Below are 21,532 nucleotides of genomic sequence, written 5' to 3'. Positions count from 1 at the left end.
GTCTAGTTTTTCACCCTTTATTCAGGAGCCAGTCGGACTCCAATTCATGCTTAATTCTGAACACAAGTTGACACCACTTGCTCTACTTGGGGAGACTCCAGACGCTCCGCTCCTGAATTCTTTTTTGTGAAAACACTAAAAACTCAAGCAATTGTCAGTATAGGGCTACCAGGCATAGTTTTAGGCATGAATAACTGGCTCGGTAGCCGTTCTTTATAGATAAAAAAGTGGATATGAAAATTGATACATTAAACCCCGTAGATTCATCAGTTTTGGTTCCAGAGGTAAAGAAAAAAAAGGCCAAGCGTAATTGGCTCTCTTGGCTAATTGCTCTTTGCCTTTTGGGTGGAATTGGCTATGCCGTTTATTACCAAGTAACAGTTGTTTCCCGTCAAGAAGCCAGACGTCGGGTGCTGACAAAGCCTGTAGAAAGGCAGAGTTTAACAATCACAGTTTCAGCGAACGGAACGGTGAAGCCTGAGCGTTCAATCAACCTCAGCCCGAAAAATTCCGGCATCCTGAAAAGCCTGTTGGCGAAAGAAGGAGATATCGTCAAACAAGGACAGATTGTCGCTTACATGGATGATTCCAACCTGCGGGGGCAACTCACCTCAGCTCAAGGACAATTGGCACAAGCCGACGCGAACTTGCAAAAAGCGATCGCAGGCAATCGTCCTCAAGATATTGCCCAAGCACAAGGAGTATTAGACGAAGCCCAGGCGAATCTGCAAAAGGTACAAACAGGCAATCGCTCTCAAGATATTGGCCAAGCACAGGCACGGTTGCAAAGCGCTCAAGCCGCCCTTCGCCAAGCAGAAGATGATCTTGTTCGTAATCAGCAACTTTACAATGCAGGCGGTATTTCCCTTCAGACTCTTAACCAAAAGCGTTCCAGTCGCGACAGCGCCCAAGCTAATGTAAATGAAGCACAACAAGCACTGGCGTTGCAAAAAGCCGGGTCACGTTCAGAAGACATCGGGCAAGCACAAGCTGTGGTGAAACAGAGACAGCAAGCTTTGGCACTTCTGAAAGCCGGAACACGCCAAGAAGATATTGACGCAGCCCGCGCCCAGGTAACATCTGCTCGTGGTTCGCTGCAAAACATCCAAGCCCAAATCAATGACACGATCATTCGCGCCCCTTTTAATGGTGTGGTGACAAAGAAGTATGCCGATCCAGGCGCTTTCGTGACACCTACAACTGCCAGTAGTGAAGTAGCTTCTTCTTCTTCTTCTTCAATCTTGTCTCTAGCTTCCACAAATGAAGTTGTCGCAAGTTTAGCGGAAACAAATATTTCTAAAATCCGCCTTGGTCAAAAAGTCTCGATTAAAGCAGATGCCTACCCAGGAAAAACCTTTGAAGGTAAAGTCAGCCAAATTGCTGCCCAAGCAGTAGTAACGCAAAACGTCACCAGTTTTGAAGTGAGAGTATCACTTTCAGATCCTCAAATGCTACTGCGGTCTGGGATGAATGCGGAAGTAGATTTTCAAGTCGGTCAAGTTGAAAATGTTTTAGTAGTGCCAACGGCCTCGGTGGTGCGCCAACAAAATGCCACGGGTGTGTTTGTGGCAGGAAAGAATAACAAACCTGTGTTTACTCCCATCGAGACTGGCGTCACCGTGAATAACTTTACCGAAGTTAAGTCTGGATTGACAGGAAACGAAAGGGTATTGCTCAGTTTTCCAGCAGGGTCACGTCCGCAATCAACACCGAGAGGAGGAGTTTTTCCTGGTCTAGGAGGAGCAGGCGGAGCAGGTGGAGGCGGAGGTCGTTCAGGCGGTGGTGGTCGTTCTCAAGGCGGTGGTTCCCCTTAAAGTGAGTTTTAAATCAATAACTTGGGTTAAGACTTAAGGGACTTCCAAATTAAAAAACATTCAAAAACCTCATACAACAATCCTCTCTCTGTGCCCTCTGCGCCTCTGTGGTTCGTTTTCTTGGATAATTTATTTCTTGGAAATCCCTAACTCTTTGTCAAAGTCAATTTTTTTAACGAACCGCAAAGGACGCAAAGGGCGCAAAGGAAGAGAAGGAAGAGAAGGAAGAAATGTTTAGCTGAACTGGATTGAGTTTTAAATAAAACTTTATGTTTAAGATATTTAAGGGCTTTTACAAAGTTAAGAATACCCGCACAGTACCATTGCTGGAAATCTTGACAATGGCGGCAGAGACTCTGTGGAGTAATAAATTACGCACGGGTCTAACTATGTTGGGTGTGATTATTGGGATTTCCTCAGTTATTGCCATTACTTCTGTTGGTCAGGGTGTGCAAAAGGGGGTTGAGCAACAGATACAAGCATTGGGTACAGATGTTATCCAAATTTTGGCGGGTGCGGCAAGAAGCGGGAATGTCCGTCAAGGAGTAGGTTCTAGCAGCACCTTGACCTGGGAAGATGCTAAGGCGATCGCTACACAAGCGCCATCAGCACAAATGGTTTCTGCTTATCTCCAACGTACAGCCCAAGTTGTATATGCAGGACAGAACACTTCAACAACCATTTATGGCACAGATTTAAACTACCCAGAAGTCAAAAATACTCACCCTCAGCAAGGGAGATATTTTACTCAGGAAGAATTAGATATTGCTGCACAGTTTGCTATTCTTGGCCCCACAGTCCAAACCACACTTTTTGGACAGGGTGTAAATCCGATCGGTGAGCGAATTCGGATTCAGGGAGAGGCTTATGAAGTAATTGGGGTGATGGAGGCTAAAGGCGCTCAAGGCCCGATGGATCGAGATGACCAGATTTTCATCCCTCTAACTAGTATGTCGAAGAGACTGGTTGGTAACAATGCCTTGGTAGGTGTTTCTGTAAATGGAATTTTAGTCAAAGGCGCGAATCAGGAGCAGTTAGAAGCCGCTCAGTTTCAAGTCACCAATCTCTTACGGTTGCGTCACAACATTTATCCGCCACAAGCTGATGATTTTCGGCTGACTAATCAAGCTGATATTGTTAGTACCTTTACTAGTATTGTGGGTTTATTTACAGTTATGGTAGTAGCGATCGCGGGAATTTCTCTGGTGGTTGGTGGAATTGGTATTGCCAATATTATGCTAGTTTCCGTGGTTGAGCGGACGCGAGAAATCGGGATTCGCAAAGCCGTAGGAGCCACCAATTCGGCGATACTTAATCAATTTTTAGCCGAAGCGATCGTGATTTCCATTGTCGGCGGATGTATTGGCATAGTGACTGGCGTTTTATTAGCTTTTGTTGCTGCAAACATTTTCAAATTTCCCTTTGTACTTTCTTTGTTATCGATCATTGCTGGCTTTGGACTCTCATTAACGGTTGGCTTAATCGCTGGGGTAATTCCAGCACAGAACGCATCCAAATTAGATCCAATCACCGCTTTACGTAGTGACTAAATAATTCGTAATTCGTAATTCGTAATTTATATGACAACCATGATTTGGATGGAATCTATTACCAAAACCTATTATTTGGGAGAAGTTAGTGTTCCAATACTCAAGGGAATTGAACTCTCTATTGAGGAGGGGGAATATGTCTCTATTATGGGTGCGTCAGGTTCGGGTAAATCGACGCTGATGAATATTTTGGGATGTCTGGATCGTCCCACAACTGGAGACTATATTTTTGAAGGCAGAAACTTGACGACTTTTGATGATGATGAATTAGCTTATATCCGCAACCAAAGGATAGGTTTTGTTTTCCAACAATTTAACCTATTGGCGCGGGCGACAGCATTGGAAAACGTTATGTTACCAATGGTTTACGCTAATTTATCTAAGTCAAAACGCCGTGAAAGGGCATTAGAAGCCTTGGAAAAGGTAGGACTAGGGGAACGCATCGCTAACCGTCCGAGTCAACTGTCAGGCGGACAACAACAACGGGTAGCGATCGCTCGCGCTTTGGTTAACCGACCGGCGTTAGTTTTGGCAGATGAGCCAACAGGAGCTTTAGATACTGAAACTTCCCGTGAGGTGATGAGTTTGCTGACAGAACTTAATGACCAAGGAATCACGATTGTGATTGTCACTCATGAGCCAGATATTGCTGCTCAAACTCAAAGAATTATTCGAGTTCAGGATGGTTTGATTGTAGGCTAATCCGTTAATATTAACCCTGTTAGAGAAATTCAAAATTTAAAGCTCTGTAAGTAAATGAGGATGACAATTTTTGATTACATCTTTAAAATTACCGAGAAACCCAATTAATTACGACATCCAAAGATGAATTTCAGCTTAATCTTCGTGCATTCTACCTGGGTTAGCCTAGCGTTGGCGGTAGCCTTGCCGTCAGGCATCGCTATTCTTTTTCCAACTTTAGCAAGTGCAGCAACCCCCGCAGAGCCGCAGAATTCCTCAAGCTCTGTACAGGTTCCCGATTACCTCAACCCCAATCCCAATCCCCTGCAATTTCCTACCAAACCGGAGGAAGTGAAGATTCAGAAAACTGTGGCAATCAGTTTGGCACAGGCTTTGGAACTAGCACAACGCAACAATCGAGACTTACAGGTAGCCATATTGCAGCTACAACGCAGTCGTTCAGCCCTACGTCAGTCTCAAGCTGCCTTATTTCCGACTCTGGGAATCAACGGTAATGTGACTAACAGTGGTGATGGTTTTAGTAGCAGTCAATCTCAAAGCAGCAGTTCTTTCAATGGTTCAGCACAACTGAATTATAACCTCTATACCTCCGGGAATCGACAAGCGGCAATCCAAGCAGCTGAAGAACAACTACGTGTAGATGAATTAAATGTTGAAACTCAGTCTTTGACAATTAGGTTGAATGCCACCACTCAATACTACAATTTGCAACAAGCCGATGAACAAGTCAGAATTAATCGGTCTGCTGTGGTGAATGCCCAGGCTAGTTTGCGGGATACTCAAGCTCGACTAGATGCTGGAGTCGGTACGCAGTTCGATGTGCTGCAAGCTCAGGTAAATTTAGCAAATTTCCAACAACTCCTGACTAATGCGATTTCACAGCAGCGAATTGCCCGTCGTCAGCTTGCAACTCTGTTAAGTTTGTCGCAGTCAGTTGATATCACTGCCGCAGATCCTGTACAATTAGCCGGTCTTTGGCAGCCAACACTGGAAGAAACTATTATCCAAGCGTTTCAAAATCGTCCAGAATTGCCACTGTATTTGGCACAACGTAATATTGCCGAGCAACAGCGACGACAGGCACTTTCACAGCTAGGGCCGCAAGTGAGTTTGGTAGCCAACTACAACCTGCTAGATCGGTATAATGATGGCGTCAGCGTTACTGATGGCTATTCAGCAGGAATTCAAGGAAGTCTAACTTTGTTTGATGGAGGCGCAGCAAGAGCGAGTGCGGCTCAATCGAAAGCGAATATTGCGATCGCCGAGACTCAATTTGCTAGCCAGCGCGACCAAATTCGCTTTAATGTAGAAAATTACTACTTTCAATTGCAATCCAATTTAAATAATGTGCAAACTTCTAGTGTGGCTTTAAATCAAGCCAGGGAAGCTCTAAATTTAGCAAGGCTGAGGTTCCAAGCTGGTGTGGGCACTCAAACAGAGGTGATTGATGCTGAAAATGACCTGACAACAGCAGAAGGTAATCGAGTCACAGCTATTTTGAATTACAATATCGCTCTAGCTAATTTGCAAACATCAGTCACTTACAGGGCTTCGCGCTAAGTACAGCATTTCCGAAATTCGTAGCTTTTTTAAACGCAGAAAAGCGCTGAGGGGCGCTGAGTTTAGGTTGTTTCAGGCTTTTCTTAATTATCCTTTGGTCGTAAATAGACGATGCTGTAGGGGAAAAGCCATGCTAAACCCCTACGAAAGATGTGGTTTTTCGCCTGATACATCAGATTTCAGGTAAATGAAGTACATATATAAAACCCAAAACCTTGTAGAGACGTAGCAGTGCTACGTCTCTACGTGTATTCGATTAGAGCTACGTCTCTACGTGTATTCGATTAGAGCGCAATCTGCTATACATATTTGGTCTTTATTCTGAATGCGTAAGTCCTGCTTTCTTTCCTTTGCGTTCTTTGCGTCCTTCTCTGCGAGACGCTACGCGTAGCTTGTCCTCCGCAGGAGTACGCGGTTCGTTAAAAAAATTGACTTTAACAAAGAGTTAAGCCTTAACCCAAGCGTATTGGACTATGGCGTAGTAATTACCGCTACTGGGCAATGGGCTTTACTCAGAATTGCATCGACTCTGTGACCGAAGAAAACGCGACCCGTAACCATTCGGATACTACTTCCGAGAATAATTAGGTCAACTTTATTGGTTTGGGCAAACTTGAGGATTTCTCTTTCTGGGCTGGTTCCTTGCAAAATATAGGTTTTGACATCAGCACCCAGATTGCGGCCAATTGCTGCTTGCTGTTCGAGCAGATCGTGGGCCATTTCCTTGACTGGAGTTAGCGATCGCTGTTCGTAAAGAATATACTCAACCTGTGGCAAATTAATCACGTTAACAATCATCACTAATGCCCCTGTTTGAGCAGCGATCGTACTTGCCATCTCTACAGCATTTTTGCTATATTCTGTCCCCACCGTTGGCACCAGAATCTTGTTTAGCTTTTGTTGAGCGATTTTGCATATCTCGCCTTTGGGTTGGGGTAAGTGCGACTTCACCACCATCGTTGCACAAGGTGCTTCTTGTACTACCCGGTCTACAAGCAAATTGAACAGTGCTTTCTGGGGGCGGATCTGTTCAGAAGCTCCCAGTACAATCAAGTTATAGCCTTTGTTCGCTTCATTCAGAATTACCTCCGCCTTACTACGCCCAGACTCCGTTTTTGTTTGCAGGATGGTATCAGCAGGTAGCTGCATTTCCTCAGTGACACAGGCTAGAGCTTCCTCGGCGGCGGTGTCTTTTAACTGGGTTGCAGTTCGACGTGCTTTTTTTTGGGGCTGCTTGTCACTCAGGGCATATAGAGATGTAACTTCTATCGAGTTTTGGTGAGCCATGTAACCGACTAGCTGCGCTGCGAGTTGGATGTTTGGGCCACCGCTAGTCGGTATTAAAACACGTTGGATTTGCTTGATAAAGCTCTGGCTATCTTGCTCTTCTTGTTCCAAACGTCGAGCTTCCTCTTCACCCATAACCACTTTTGATAAAGACCAGCGCAAAAGGGGTGGAGCCATTAGGGAAGTGACGATCGCCACCATGACAATAATTGAGTACATCTGAGGATTCAGCACTCCCAAAGATAAACCAATGGTGGCCACAACAATTTCCATTGCCCCGCGAGCATTCATCCCGGAACCCATCGCTAAACCTTCCCAATGACTCAAGCCGCCGACGCGAGAACCAAGGTAAGCACCTGTAAATTTACCAACACAGGCGACAGTGAGAACAATCAAGCCAAATATCAAGGTTTGCGGCACTAACAAAGTTAGCAAATTAACTTTCAAGCCAGCTGAAGCAAAGAAAATTGGCGCGAGAAAGGCTGCTGTGAAGACTTCTAGCAGATGTCCAGCTTCATTGCTAAAGCGGCGGGATTGACCTGCCAGAATCCCCAGCACGAAAGCGCCTAATGCTGCTTCTAGACCTAATGCGTGGGTAAGTGCTGCTGCCGAGAGCGAAAGAATCAGCACAACCGATATACTAGCGGAGATTCCGCCAACGTAGTCATCAACCCAGCGTAAAATCTGGTCTACGATGGTACGCCCAATTGTGAAAGCGATCGCTAGAAACAATACTGCTGCACTTACGGAGTGAAAAATTGTCCCAAAGTCAAATTTGCCACTACTAGCTAAACCTGAAACCACAGAAAGTAAAATCCAGCCGATGGTGTCATCAGTCATCCCAGCTGCTAAGGTGACTTGACCAATGTCACGGCGAATCAGGTTTAAGTCCATCAGCACCTTAGCAATCACTGGTACTGCCGAAATACTCATTGCTGTGGCGATGAACAGACTGAATACCAGTCGCTTATCTGGGTCGGCTAAAAAACTATCTGGTAATAGCCAACCCAATCCAAATCCAGTGATAAAGGGGACAATAATTCCGCCCAGTGAAATCAGCAGAGCCGTTTTACCCTTACGAAGAATCAGTTTTAGATCCGTCTCCAACCCAGTTACAATCAGCAAAAATAACACGCCTAACCAAGAAATCACCGAAAGTAAATTAGATTGTTCTTGACTTTTGGGAAAGATGTGTGCCTGTAAGTCTGGAAGCAGCAAACCAAATAGAGAAGGACCAAGCAGCACACCCGCCAATAATTCCCCAACAACAGGCGGTAGGTTAATCCGGCGCATCAACTCACCTAATCCCCGCGCTACGAGAAGCAACAGTGATAGTTGCACCAGCACCAACAGCAGTTCATGATGACCGAGAGGTTTAATTAAACCGTCACCTGCTACTTTCTGTGCAGCGAGTACAGGCACTAACATCAGGGACAGGTTTTGCATATAAGCGTCCAAAGGTGGATTACAAATTTTTCAAGGGGCTGTTTAAGTAAATCCTGAAAATGTTTATTTCCACATCGGCCTAGGAGCTTAAACTGTCATTATTATTAACGGCAAGATGATCGTGCGCGATCGCCCTAAGAGGTTGTTTGAAAAGTATTGGGCGAATTCTATGAGACTGTTGGCGAATAAGTGAGGGGTAAGACCCCTGATCGAACAAGACGGTAATTAGTAACCAGAATGATTGTGTAACAAAAGTGGTATAAATAATCAAATATGACTCTTCAATCCGCGAGACTGGTCATCCATTCCAGAAACGACAGCGCAAGTGACACGAAATTTAGAGTAATTCCCGTTTATATAATACTGACGTAGATGGCGCTGTTTTAGCTGGATTGATTTAAGCTGTGCTGATGTATTTAATACTGCTATTAGCCTCGGTGGTGAATACTAATGGTGAGTTTTCAAAGTGATGAGTTAAGAGTTATATTCAACTCCTAACTCTGCACTTTTTAAGTTTTATTCACCAGTAATCGACAGTTCATTAACCCAGATTTTCGGGCAAACTCCCCCTGGCGTTAACTCTGGCTCTTTTTCTACATAAATAATTGACTTCAAGAGTTCTAAGAAATCGCCAGCAACAGTTGCTGACTCAATACTCGTCCTGACACCCTTATTAACTAGCCAACCATCAAACGGCAAAGAAAACGAACCTTGTAAAGATTTAACTCCAGCATGGAGAGCCTGTAAATCATCGATAAGAATCACATTTTCAGCCGTTTCTAAGCTCAACTCCTGCTCAGGAGTTGCTGTTGTAAAAACGTGATAAAAATTGGGACTAACGCTGACTTTTGCACCAATACTAGCATTACCTGTTGGCTGGGCATTTAACCTTTTAGCAGTGCCTGCACTGTGGAGAAAGCTTGTTAAAACACCATTTTCAATCAGCGAAATCTGACGAGTAGGAGTTCCTTCACCATCAAAAGTTTCTGCACCAACGTTAGCTGAGTGCAGTGCATCATCAAAAACTGAAAGCAGAGGAGAAGCAATTTGCTTACCTAAATCATCAGCAGTAGATAGGCTTTGATTGTCCAAAATACTTTGAGCGTTGAATAAGTTAGAAAAAGCACCCAACAGACTTAAGAAAGCTTCTGCTGAGAAAACAACTCGATATTTACCAGTTTTGATTTTTTCATAATTCAAGTGACTGATAGTTTTATCGGCAGTTTCTTTGATGCAACCATTGATGTCTAGATTATCTAAACTTTGGTTGATTCTATAAGCGCCTGCACTGCGAGGTTTTTTTCCTTCTTCCTCAGTTTTGCTGTAAAGATAAACTGATGCTAAAGAGTGAGATTCAGTTCTCGCTGCACCGTCACTATTTAGATAAAACCTGTCAATATCTCTTTGGGATAAACCATTATAAGGTACACCTTTAATTGCTGGATGAGCTGCCAGTAATTCTTTTTCAGCTACCAACAGTCTTTCTATGAGTTCAGCAACAGGTGCTTGGGGTGTCTTATCGTGAGGTTTATTTGGAATCGGAACAGTAGCTTCGGGACTAAAATCAGGAACATTTTCTTTAACACCAAAGAAACTGGCTTCGTAGGCAGTTTTCAAAGCTAATTCCAGTCCCTTGGAATCTACATCTGTGGTGCTGGTAACACCCATTGTATTATCTTCATTCCAGACACGAACAGTAACACCAGAGCGATTTGAGGCTTTGACTTGTTTTTGCTCACCTTGGTCTACTTGCACGCTAGTGTCATCTACTGTTGAGCCATAAATGTCGAATTTCTTAATACCAAGCTTATCAGCATTGTCCTTGGCAGAATTTGCAATCTCATTGATATTCGGCATAGTCAATTTTAGATTTTGGATTTGGGATTGGAAGCGATTTTATTTTGAATATTAGATTTTGGATTTTGGATGTTAAGCTGTTCCACATAAATTTGCATATCTTGGGCGGGCAAGATGCCCACCCCACAATAAATATACAATTTAGTATTATGCAAACTAGATGTGGTTTAGCTTATGACTTATATTTTTCTCGTAGCTTTTTATTGACGCAACATCCTGCTCATTCACAATCCAAAATCTAAAATCTAAAATTCTTATCGTCCACCTACGGTAATAGAATCAACTTTGATGTGGGGTTGTCCAACTGTGGTGTAAATACTGCCACTCACAGAGCCACAAAAACCTGGTGCAAGTTCCAAATCTTGGGAACACATGGAAATTTTATTCATAATTTCCTTGGCTTCACCAATTAGAATTGCTCCTTTTAAAGGTTTGGTGATTTTGCCATTTTCAATCAAATAAGCTTCATCAACACTAAAGTTAAATTGACCTGTAGCACCAACGCTACCACCACCCATCTTTTTACAGTAAATACCTTTATCAACAGAGGCAAATAATTCTTCAGTGGTATATTCGCCAGAATCAATATAAGTATTACGCATCCGGCTAGCTGCGGCAAAGGTATAATTTTGGCGACGTCCACTTCCAGTTCTGGGGTGTCCGGTGCGTGCAGAACCGGTTCTATCTGCTAAGAAGTTTTTCAGAACGCCTTTTTCAATTAATAGGGTTCTTTGAGCTGGCATACCTTCGTCATCCATGTCAATTGTCCCGAAGGCATTTTCAGACCGCCCTTCATCCCAAGCAGTCAAACTTTCGTGGGCAATTTTTTCGCCTTTTTTGTCTGCAAAGGGAGAGGTATTGCGTTCAATTTGAGTGGTTTCTAGCAGGTGTCCACAGGCTTCGTGGAAGATGACGCCGCCAAAGTGATTGGCCATAATGATGGGGTAAGTACCCGATTCCACGTAATCTGCGTAGAGCATTTTTCCAGCAGATTCTGCGATTTTTTCGGCGGCTTGTTGAGAATCCCAAGTTCTCAAGAAGTTGGCATCGCTAGTATTACCCGCGCGATCGCCAATTGAGGTACGATTAGCACCATCGGCACACAACAAGTTAAATCCTACTGATTGTGTAAGGCGAATATCACGGGCAAAAGTACCATCACTGGCAGCGATTAAAACTTCTTGCCAATCCCGAAAATAGGTAGCACGGCGCGATTGGACGTGGCTAGCTTTTTGCTTCAGGTGGGCAGTACCATCGAGGAGGACTTCTCCCATTTCTCGGATGGAGCTACACACTGGTAGCCATGCATCTTTACCTCTTTTGGTGGCGTAATCTCTCAATAATTCCAGGTTGATTTCTGGAATGAAAGCTTTAGGAGTGGGTAGTTGCAATCCCAAGATAGAAAGACCTTTTTCTAAGGCTGCTTTCAAACCGGAAAAAGAAAGGTCATTGGTGCTAACGTAGCAGTCAGCTTTGCCGCGAAATACTCTGACTCCCGCGCCTGTAGACAGACTCGGTGAAATACTCGTGATGGCATCGTCTTCTGCAAGACAACTAATATAGTTGCGGCGCTCTAAAAATAATTCGATGAAGTCAGCACCGGCGGCGCGTCCTAGTCCCAGGAGGGTAGCCAGGGGGGCTTCCCAGGTTTCATCGAAACGCTCTGGTGTGGAGGAATATTGGAGGGTGGGAAGTTGATTTGAGAGAAGTAGCGTACTTGTAAGCATGAGTAGCCTCGTCTGCTGGCGTAGTTCAGAGATTTGACTGAAAAATCCTGGTGTGTTCAGTCTAACAAATGAGCGAAAGCCAGAGTCGGCAATTAAGTAGTAGGGGTTTCCTCACCTGGGAAACTCACTTCCCCCTTTTAAGCATCAGCGAAATATTTTCAGTAACGCCCTTTCGAGAGCGATGCCTACGGCGGTAAACTACGCACTTCATGTAGAGTCGAGATAGAATACAGTTTCATTTTGCGACAATAGGGGTAAAAGTTCCACAGCATTGCTAATACCCGCAGGGACTGTTTTACCTAGAAAAGGAATATATCAAATGAGTTCGTATGCTTTTTGGAACACCAAAGGTGGCCTGGGAAAGAGCTTTCTTTGCTTTGTGGCTGCTGCTGAATATGCTCACCGTTACGCCGATACAGATGTTTATGTAATTGACCTGTGTCCCCAAGCCAACGTTTCAGAGATTTTACTAGGGGGAGATCTTAATAGTCCAAAGGCACTAGATTCTTTAAGTAGTAAGACACCACGCTCGACAGTGGCTGGCTACCTGGAAGCACGTCTTAACTCTCCCTTCCGAATGATTAGCGATGTATCTCCTTATATTTGTGAGCCAACAGAATTTAACCCACAAATACCAGAAAATTTGAAACTCGTATGTGGAGACAATCTTCTCGAAATAATTTCTGAAGCAATTAGGCAAACATCTGAACTACAAATACCAAATGATGCTTGGAAACAGGTGCTTAGTTGGATTCGAGATTTAATAATTTCTCTGCGTATATTTAGTGGTGAGAGAGATACTGTATTTTTAATTGACTGTAGCCCTAGTTTTGCTATTTATACACAGCTTGGTCTAGTTGGAGCAGAGGGTGTAGTTGTCCCATTTACTGCGGCAGAAAGTTCACTTCATGCGATTGAAAATGTGGTTGCACTTTTATATGGCATAACTGATCCCAATACTGCACCATATGCAAAAATTAGCTTTGCTAAACGTGCAAAAGAAGAAGGCGTATCTGTGCCAAAATTATATGCATTTGTTCTTAATCAGGTAACAATGTATGAAAGTAGACCTGCCTCTACATCCTTAGCTATAAACAAAATGATTCAGAAAACTCTCAATAATATACATCAAAAAAATCGTCATATTTTTGCTAATCCCAAAGACTTACCAAGTAATAGTTTTATTGAAATTCCCAGTAAAAGTCTAATTGAGATTCCTGCTTCTCATGCTGTTGCTATAGTTGCAGCAACAACTGGCACCCCTTTACATAAACTTAAACCAGGCCCAAAAAAAATTGGTGAACAGCAAGTACAATTATATTTAGAGCCATTACAGAGATATCGAGATGCACTTGAAGAGTTTGTGAATTTCCTCTAAGAGCATCGCCGTGCCATCACCAGCAGCATTAAGGTACGATAAAGCGGCTTATAAGGCTCGTGTCCTACGTGATACTGCGACAGATTCCCGCTTACGTCCAATATTAAACAGCCAAACTCAAGTCTATTACCATTCAGCTTTAGCAACGTTTGTTGCTGGATGGGAGGCTTATATTGAGGAACTAGTTCGCAACTTTTTTGATGTCACTGCAAATCCCTTAGACCCTCAGTTTCATGCTGTACATTCTATTGCTAAAAATGCAGCAGAGCGATCGCTTAAACAATTTAACACACCAAATGCAGAGAATTCGCGTAACCTTTTGTTTCAATATACTGGCTATGATCCTATCAATGATTGGGTTTGGTCAAAAAGAAGTATGAACGCACTCGCCACTCGACAGATGCTAAACGATATTCTGCAAGTCAGGCACAGTTTTGCTCATGGTTTTCCAATTCCCGCATGTTCTTGGACACAAACACCAACTGGAAAGGTTCGGCTTACTGCTAAAGCTATTAAAGATGTTGATGCGTTATTACAATATCTTGTCGCTGTTACTGACCTTGGCATGAAGCAAAATATTCAAATTATCTATGGTATAGTTGCACCCTGGTAAGAAATGAAGAAAATGTTTAGAGAATCACTTACAATACTGGATATAATGTTTTAGACCCAGAGAATGAGCAAACATTCCTTCTCACGTTTATTTACGATTTGCCATTTTCAGGGGAATTCTTGATGTTTCTTGCTCATTGAAAGTCTCACCTAAATTGGAAGTTTGTCCTGTCGATAATAGATTCTTAAACAATAACTTTAGTATTCGAGTAATAGTTTTAATAACTTTCATTTTGCTGGCAGTCGGCTTTTGGTCATATCTCAAAACCATTGGAATTTCTACGATTTTTGGTTTGAGTACTTTGGCTTTCAGCAGTAAATCTATCATACAAGCAAATCCACTTTCAGTGAATAGATTGTCGCCATAATATATATCCAGTTTAGTGACGAAAGTACGGTTATACAGCCTGTAGCCACAAGTATAGTCTTTTACACCTGATACACGGGCTGCAATTCTAAAAAGCCAGCTAGCTCCGTAACTCATCAGCTCTCTAAATTTTGATAAGCCTATGACTTTAGCGCCTTTTCGATATCTAGATGCGATCGCAATATCATAGCTACCAGCTATCATGGTGTCATACATCTTGATTAACAGTTCTGGTGGTTGAGTGTTGTCGCAATCCATTGCAGCTAAAAAATCGCCTTCTTGGGAAATTTCTAAGAAAGTCGTGAAACCTGTTTTAATTGCTTGACCTAAACCAGCATTTTTGGGATGTTGGACTAATTTTAGTAATATACCCAGTGATTGAGATTCTTCTAAAGCAGTCTGAGCAGTTGCATCACTACTACCATCATCAACAAGAATCAGTTCTATCTCCATATTAGAGATTTGCTGCAATGTCTGAAACCTTTTGAACAAAGGGCGAATTGATTCTTCCTCGTTGTATGCGGGTAAAAGAACAAAAATACTCATAAAGACCTCCTGTGATTTTTAAAATAAAATATCATTACTCAAGTTTCAAGAATTAAGTAATGTTGATTTTTTCAGAAATTCATCTACCTGTCGCACAACTGCGTTGTTGTTAACGCTATCATTGACCAACTGCGAGGTATTGACGACGAAAAAATCATCGTTTTCACTACTCACTTTTGGAACCAGACTTGAATAATCTAAAACTTGTAGTGGCTGTACTTTAATAGCGCGATTAATGTGCGCTGCGACAATATCATCTGCTTTGAGTTCTGGGAACATCAAACGTATACCCTGGAAAAATACTTGGCGCAATTCATCATCTGGCTGTTTTAACAACGGGTCAGTGGAAAGTATATATTTTGGTAGGAATGTCATGTGATATCCTGCCGTTTCTTGCAAAGAAACTAAGTTACTCATACCGATAACTCCGGTAAAGGGAATATTTCTATCGGCAATATTTACTACGTAATAAGGAACTAGAGCCTTGCGAGTAATAAGTACCATGCAGATTACACCCAGATAGTCTACTGTTTCACCACTGTCTGAAACTTTCACCAGTTCATCGGCAACAACCTGTTGCAAAATATTAACTGGGCCAGTAAAAATGACTTTATCAAAATGCTCCTTTTTACCTTGAGATTCTACCCAAATTCCACCCCCTGGATGAGGTGCAATATATTCCACCGGAACTCCTGTGCGAATATGACCTCCAGCCGCGTAAATTAATTTTTCTATATGGTCAAAAACAGTTTTGTAACTACCTGAGACATAACCAAGTTGTTCTTTATTTAATGAAGAATCCCGCGCTGAAAATAGTCGTTTGATATAAGCCCAGATAAAAACTGCTGATATTCGCTTATAGTTCTCTCCTAACTTCGATAAAAGCAAGGGTTTCCAGAGCTTTTCGTATGTGTTTTTACCACCGAGTTTCAATAGCCAATCTTCAACTAAAATCTTCTCTAAGCGCCGCCAATTATTAAGGCGTGAACCATACAGAAGAGTAAAAGCTAATCTAATTTTACCTATAAGTCCAAATAGAGGAAAGCGCAGAAATTCGATAGTGTTACTAATAGAATAAAATTTTTGATTGTCGTAGAAACCTGTTAAACTTCGATGCCAACGCAGTTTATCTCCAAGACCAATATCTCTGAGAAAATTTATTAAGTGAGTATCAGAAGGTAGGATAACATGATAAAAGCGATCCCAGGTAAACAACCCATAATCATGATAGGTGGTAAGTCCACCAAGCTGCTTGTTGCTATCGAATACAGTTACTATATGTCCTTGATGTGAAAGACGTTGGGCTAATACTAGCCCAGTTATACCTCCGCCAATGATACCTATATTCATAAATTTAGATTTTTGTAGGGATGCTTTTGAGATTTAATATTAATAACCTGATTAATTGCCTGTTAAGCTATTAATGTACAACAAGAATTACGCCAGTTATAATAATGGAAATTCCTAACCATTGGCTAAAAATAACTTCCTCTTTTAAAAGATAGTGAGAAGCAATTGGTATAAGTGCATACATTAATCCGAGAACTGGAAATGCTTTACTCAGAGGAATTGTCCGCAATACATAAAGCCACAATATAGTCATAAATGTATAACAGATAAACCAAATCAAAAAATAAGGAGATAATAATAGATTTTTGATAGATGCGCTTTCTCCATTAGTAGGGCTAGAAATGTAAAGTCCATATTTTAGTGACAGGTTAGCTGTTGTTCCGAATAAAACTACAAGCATTAAAAGTAGCCAAGTAATGATGTTCATTTGTCAATACTTTTTGTGGAATTTACTAGAGGAAATTTATATAGACTTTTTAATGGGAATAACCACTAAAATAACACCCAGAAAAATAGTGATTACTCCTGCTATTCTGGTTAGTGTAATCACCTCATTAAAAAAGTAGTATGAACCGAAAAGTATGCCAACATAATTTAAACTAGTGAGTGGATAAGCAATACTCAATTTAACTGAACGCAGAGCCAATATCCAATTTCCTACTCCCAAGCAATAAACACTCACAGCTAATACTAATTGTTGAATAAATACCCAAGTAAATAATCCCTCATTTGTATTACTCATGGTATGCTTCATCAGCAATTGCCCAGAAATACTAAATAAAATACTGACAAACAGGATGATATAAGGAATTATTTTCAATTTGGAAATTTGTGAAATAGATTTCATAGTACATTTACCTCAATCGAGATAGTAGGTATGAACCGGACAGTAAACAGCCCGTTGTTTTGAACGTTTCGGATGTCGGTAATACCTTCTGTGCAATTCGACTTCCACTTCAATAAATAGCTATGAAGTGACTGATATCAAAATGACTGTTGAAATCTTCCGTGTCAGCCAGTTATACTTCAAGAATAGATTTTGGCGCGATCGCAATATCTAGGTTATAAAGGATACAGATATAGTGAAGTTGAGGATTTTGCCACAAATTTGCTCTGATGCCATAGAATTTCTCTAGGTTCACAGACATATCTGTAACCTCGGCTTGGAATTAAGCCGACTCATAAAATTTTGCACTCAAATTGAGTATCTATACGTAATATTTTTGGACATTTGAACACAATAAATTACAGAAGTCTGCTTGGCTGCGGAAACCATAGATTAATCAGTCTACAGGAATGCGCTTTACAGGTTTCTGGGGAATTTTACTGAATGTCCAAATGGAATTTTTGATCACACTAACGGCTAATGTAAACTAGCGTTGGCTGATCAACTCACAGTTAATGTTGGTTGCATCTGATTTGAGATGTTTTTACATTACTTAGTATTAGGTTGGCTTGACTTGTTTTTAATTACATGGAATTTTAACTACAGGTTTACTTGAACTTTATTGTTACATGTAATTACCTATTAGAATACCATGAGAAAAGCGTGTTGCAAATTTATCGCCGTACTTCATCAAAAATTCATTTATCGAAAATATACTTAAACAGAAACTTCATCAAATCTAAACTTTCCTCTAGATGAATCTTCATTTTTAAGGATTTGTAGCTTGATGAAGCCCTTTCTGGCTAAGAAACTTGCAAAAGTAGCGATTTCGTCTCAGACTCTAGAAGTGCAAAGCTAAGAGTTTGAGAACGCAGAATTGAAATTTGAACAACAGTTGAAGCAGTGGCAAACTGTACTACAAAAATACATGATTTACAGCACAAGTTATAAATGCAACCGAAAGTCTGAATCGTTTTTTATTTATCCACGAAAATTTTCAAATTCATAAATCTCAGACAAGACTTAGTTGAGAGTTAATTAAGACACTAAGTAAGTCGTAAAATCCTATTTATAAATTCTCTCATCAAAGTTTATTTGAAGATTGTAAGTATACTTTTAAAAGCTGGCTTCGCCTTACAGATGGAAAAGCTCAACAATACCTAACCATAGCGTTTATGGGCTGAAGCAGAGCATCAAACTTGCCATTGGAAATCTTTAAATCTCCAAAGCGAGTATAAAGTCGTCAAAACCATACTCATACAGAAGAATTCCCCATAAAAAATTACCAACTTCTGTGTTTAAAGACATTTCTGGGTTAGGTGTCTGATAATTCCCAGCAGTTTAAAGTTGAGAAAAAATTATTTAGTGATAGTTGGTATTATTTAATTTCTCTAGATTGTTTTCTTGTGGCTTCAGTTTGTTTTAACTCATTTTGCTGCAAAAGTCTGTTGGTAATGATGAAGACAATGATTAACAATCCAAACTGAATCTGCCAGGGTGCTAATACTAAGCTTAAAATCAAGCTAACAGCTGCAAATACACCTGCAAGATATGCAATTTCATCATTACTCTTTTTAAATAAGTAGCCAGTGGCTAAAGCAGTGCATAGTGGTATCAAGAAAAACAAAGGCATTTTACTCACCTCTGAACTAAAGGTTGTAGTGTTTATCAAACAAACTTTTTGGAATTGGGGTTAATTCTACATCCAATCAGGTTTTAGCCACAACAGTCGATCGAAATAAATATTATAGAAAGTCAAGATTACGCAACGTTGTATATTATGCCAATTGGAATAATTATTGCGACAGATGAAGCACCGAAAAGCTTGGCGAATAACTTCTTCTTCTGTGGTTGATGCTGCGCGTCAGCTTGCTTTAAGGGTCGGGATACGAGACGCTACGCGTAGTTAAATTAGTGTATATAAACACACAATTATTTCCGTGAGGCTCGTTGTGTTGCTCTCCTGACTCAGTTTAGCTGCGCTATGCTATACAAATTCTCATTCGCCTACGCGGATTGAAAGGGGTTATAGCGGTTCTCGCTTGAGTAGGTACTGAACCCCACCCCAACCCCCTCCCCGCAAGCGATGAGGGGGCTATGATGTACCTCATCTAATTAGGAAACGCTATAAAACTTGCGTAGGTAGGTTTTGTCTATTTCGTCAATTGCACTCTTGTGAGCAATCATCTGGTAAATTGGCTTAAAACTTTGGCCTTGCGCCAAGATCAGGATCTAGCATATTACCTTTAGAAGTAGCATTTTCATTTTTTCATTTTAGACACATAATGCTGAACATTCCTCAATTACTGGCAACTGAAATAAACCTCAAACCCCATCAGGTGCAAAACGCGCTGGAACTTTTGGCGGAGGGTGCAACAATTCCCTTTATTGCACGTTACCGCAAAGAGCGCACTGATGAGATGAATGAAGTGCAACTACGTGAACTGGCTGATCGATATACTTATTTAACAGAACTGGAAGAACGAAAATCGGTGATTTTAAGTGCGATCGCCCAACAAGGTAAACTTACAGATGAACTCAAAGCCAAAATCTCATCCTGCTTACAAAAAACCGAACTTGAGGATTTATACTTACCCTATCGACCAAAGCGACGCACCCGCGCCACCATCGCCAGAGAAAAAGGACTCGAACCACTGGCGGAGTTCATCAAGTCGCTAAATGTCAAAAATGGTGCAACGGCTTCCCTAGAGGAAGAGGCGGCTAAGTATATTTCGGAAACTAAGGGAGTAAAAACAGCAGAAGAAGCGCTCAAAGGTGCTGCTGACATTTTAGCGGAAGAAGTCGCCGAAAAAGCTGAGTTACGCGCATATATCCGCGACTATCTTTTAGAAGAAGGAGTATTTGTTTCCCGCATCAAAGATGATTATCCCGAGGGTACAACCAAGTTTGAGATGTACCGTAACTATCAAATTAGGGTAAAAAATATTGCACCCCATAATATGTTGGCGTTGTGTCGGGGTGAAACTGAAAAAATATTAAGCTTTGAAATTGCTTTCGATGAAGATACAATACTTTACTATCTTGAGTCGAAAGAAATTAAAAGCAAAGTCCGCACAATTCGGGATTTTTATCAGGCGATGTTGAAGGATGCATTCAACCGTTTGATGAAAGTCTCTCTCATGGGAGAAGTAATTTCTGAGATAAAAATCTATGCAGACATAGAATCAATTAAGACATTTGAAACTAATCTGCGGGAGTTGCTGCTGTCTGCACCAGCCGGGATGAAACCAACGCTGGCGATAGACCCTGGATTTAGAACTGGGTGTAAGGTTGCAGTCCTCGACCAAACTGGAAAATTTTTGGAATACCAAGCGGTATTTCCCCATCAAGCGGCTGAACAACGACTCAAAGCAGCGCAAACTGTCAAAAATCTGATTGAAAAGTACAAAATTGAATTAATCGCCATCGGTAATGGTACAGCCTCCCGCGAGACAGAGGAATTTGTCACGCAAGTTTTAGAAACCATAGAACGCAAACCAGTTAAGGTAATGGTGAATGAGTCTGGCGCATCTATATATTCTGCGAGTACTGTGGCGCTGGAAGAGTTTCCTGATTTAGATATTACTGTGCGCGGCGCGATTAGCATCGGTCGCCGTTTGCAAGACCCCTTAGCGGAACTGGTGAAAATTGATCCCAAATCCATTGGTGTGGGACAATATCAGCACGATGTCGATCAGAAGTTGTTGAAAAAGAAATTGGATGACACTGTAGAAAGCTGCGTGAACTACGTCGGCGTAGATTTAAACACCGCTTCCAAAGAACTTCTAACTTCCGTCTCTGGAATTACGGCAACAGTTGCTAATAACATTGTCGCCTATCGCAACCAGCATGGAGCCTTTAAAAATCGCCGACAACTCTTGAAAGTTGCGAAGCTGGGGCCGAAAGCCTTTGAACAAGCAGCAGGTTTTCTGCGGATTCGCGGCGGTGACAACCCATTAGATAATACAGCAGTGCATCCAGAGAGTTATTCTGTAGTAGAAGCGATCGCATCTGATCTAAATGTGCCATTAAATCAGGTGACGCAAATTGCCGAAAAACTCAAAAAGACCAACCTGAAGAAATATGTTACCGATAACGTTGGCGAACCCACACTACGCGACATCCTCAGCGAACTAGAAAAACCAGGTAGAGATCCTCGTGCTGAGTTTAAGTATGCCACCTTCAGAGAAGGAATTAAGGAAATCAGGGACTTAAAGGTGGGAATGGAACTAGAGGGAATCGTCACGAATGTCGCCAACTTCGGCGCCTTCGTTGATATCGGCGTACATCAAGATGGTTTAGTGCATATATCCCAACTTGCTGATAGATTTGTAGACGATCCTAACAAAGTTGTCAAAGTCGGACAAGTAGTTAAAGTGCAAGTGTTAGAAGTCAACGAGAAACTCAAGCGGATTAGTTTGTCGATGAAAGCAGTTAAACAATAATTAGA

General features: G+C 41.6%; 16 protein-coding genes. 7 read left to right on the top strand and 9 right to left on the bottom strand.

The annotated features are described in order from the left end of the window. Window positions 1–233: 233 nt before the first annotated feature. The 4 genes from V7L05_RS01585 (at window position 234) to V7L05_RS01570 (ending at window position 5,626) form a co-directional block, all read left to right on the top strand. Window positions 234–1,814 (top strand): efflux RND transporter periplasmic adaptor subunit, encoded by a 1,581-nt coding sequence (locus V7L05_RS01585; protein ID WP_335161192.1) that lies wholly within the window; start codon window positions 234–236, stop codon window positions 1,812–1,814. Between the two features lie 269 nt (window positions 1,815–2,083). After that, window positions 2,084–3,364, top strand: coding sequence for an ABC transporter permease (locus V7L05_RS01580; protein ID WP_442937124.1), 1,281 nt, complete (start codon window positions 2,084–2,086; stop codon window positions 3,362–3,364). A 30-nt stretch (window positions 3,365–3,394) separates the two neighbouring features. Then, entirely contained in the window at window positions 3,395–4,066 is a 672-nt protein-coding gene (locus V7L05_RS01575; RefSeq protein ID WP_335161190.1) for an ABC transporter ATP-binding protein, read from the top strand. A 123-nt stretch (window positions 4,067–4,189) separates the two neighbouring features. After that, window positions 4,190–5,626 (top strand): TolC family protein, encoded by a 1,437-nt coding sequence (locus V7L05_RS01570; RefSeq protein ID WP_335161188.1) that lies wholly within the window; start codon window positions 4,190–4,192, stop codon window positions 5,624–5,626. Between the two features lie 471 nt (window positions 5,627–6,097). On the opposite strand, the gene V7L05_RS01565 is transcribed toward V7L05_RS01570, so the two are convergent. From V7L05_RS01565 to V7L05_RS01555, 3 genes are all read right to left on the bottom strand, one after another. Next, the gene (locus V7L05_RS01565) at window positions 6,098–8,359 is read right to left on the bottom strand and encodes a cation:proton antiporter domain-containing protein (protein ID WP_335161186.1); all 2,262 of its coding nucleotides are present in this window, start codon (window positions 8,357–8,359) and stop codon (window positions 6,098–6,100) included. A gap of 516 nt (window positions 8,360–8,875) precedes the next feature. After that, entirely contained in the window at window positions 8,876–10,216 is a 1,341-nt protein-coding gene (locus V7L05_RS01560) for a TldD/PmbA family protein (protein WP_335161185.1), read from the bottom strand. 254 nt (window positions 10,217–10,470) lie between these two features. Next, window positions 10,471–11,943: a TldD/PmbA family protein gene (locus V7L05_RS01555; protein ID WP_335161184.1), complete on the bottom strand. Its 1,473-nt coding sequence runs from the start codon at window positions 11,941–11,943 to the stop codon at window positions 10,471–10,473. Window positions 11,944–12,262: 319 nt separating this feature from the next. Here V7L05_RS01555 and V7L05_RS01550 point away from each other — a divergent pair, with 319 nt between their 5' ends. After that, entirely contained in the window at window positions 12,263–13,321 is a 1,059-nt protein-coding gene (locus tag V7L05_RS01550) for a ParA family protein (protein ID WP_335161182.1), read from the top strand. A 10-nt stretch (window positions 13,322–13,331) separates the two neighbouring features. Further along, entirely contained in the window at window positions 13,332–13,934 is a 603-nt protein-coding gene (locus tag V7L05_RS01545; protein ID WP_335161180.1) for a HEPN domain-containing protein, read from the top strand. An 87-nt stretch (window positions 13,935–14,021) separates the two neighbouring features. Here the strand turns inward: V7L05_RS01545 and V7L05_RS01540 are convergent, their stop codons facing one another. The 6 genes from V7L05_RS01540 to V7L05_RS01515 form a co-directional block, all read right to left on the bottom strand. Next, window positions 14,022–14,846: a glycosyltransferase family 2 protein gene (locus V7L05_RS01540; protein ID WP_335161178.1), complete on the bottom strand. Its 825-nt coding sequence runs from the start codon at window positions 14,844–14,846 to the stop codon at window positions 14,022–14,024. 45 nt (window positions 14,847–14,891) lie between these two features. After that, window positions 14,892–16,196 (bottom strand): NAD(P)/FAD-dependent oxidoreductase, encoded by a 1,305-nt coding sequence (locus V7L05_RS01535; protein ID WP_335161176.1) that lies wholly within the window; start codon window positions 16,194–16,196, stop codon window positions 14,892–14,894. A 70-nt stretch (window positions 16,197–16,266) separates the two neighbouring features. Beyond that, window positions 16,267–16,623, bottom strand: coding sequence for an EamA family transporter (locus tag V7L05_RS01530; RefSeq protein WP_335161174.1), 357 nt, complete (start codon window positions 16,621–16,623; stop codon window positions 16,267–16,269). Between the two features lie 36 nt (window positions 16,624–16,659). Further along, window positions 16,660–17,043 carry an EamA family transporter gene (locus tag V7L05_RS01525; RefSeq protein ID WP_335161172.1) on the bottom strand — a complete coding sequence of 128 codons (384 nt, stop codon included), beginning with the start codon at window positions 17,041–17,043 and terminating at the stop codon, window positions 16,660–16,662. A gap of 172 nt (window positions 17,044–17,215) precedes the next feature. Further along, window positions 17,216–17,344, bottom strand: coding sequence for a hypothetical protein (locus tag V7L05_RS01520; protein ID WP_335161170.1), 129 nt, complete (start codon window positions 17,342–17,344; stop codon window positions 17,216–17,218). 1,116 nt (window positions 17,345–18,460) lie between these two features. Beyond that, a complete protein-coding gene (locus V7L05_RS01515; RefSeq protein ID WP_335161168.1) occupies window positions 18,461–18,715 on the bottom strand; it encodes a hypothetical protein in 255 nt (84 codons plus the stop codon). A gap of 652 nt (window positions 18,716–19,367) precedes the next feature. Between V7L05_RS01515 and V7L05_RS01510 the strand changes: the two genes are divergently transcribed. Beyond that, on the top strand, window positions 19,368–21,527 hold the full coding sequence (locus V7L05_RS01510; RefSeq protein WP_335161166.1) for a Tex family protein: 2,160 nt from the start codon (window positions 19,368–19,370) through the stop codon (window positions 21,525–21,527). Window positions 21,528–21,532 lie beyond the last annotated feature (5 nt).

The sequence above is a fragment of the Nostoc sp. genome (assembly GCF_036917755.1).
Lineage (GTDB): Bacteria > Cyanobacteriota > Cyanobacteriia > Cyanobacteriales > Nostocaceae > Nostoc.
The sequence above is the reverse complement of the archived record's forward strand: the minus strand, read 5'-3'. Positions and strand labels throughout refer to the sequence as shown.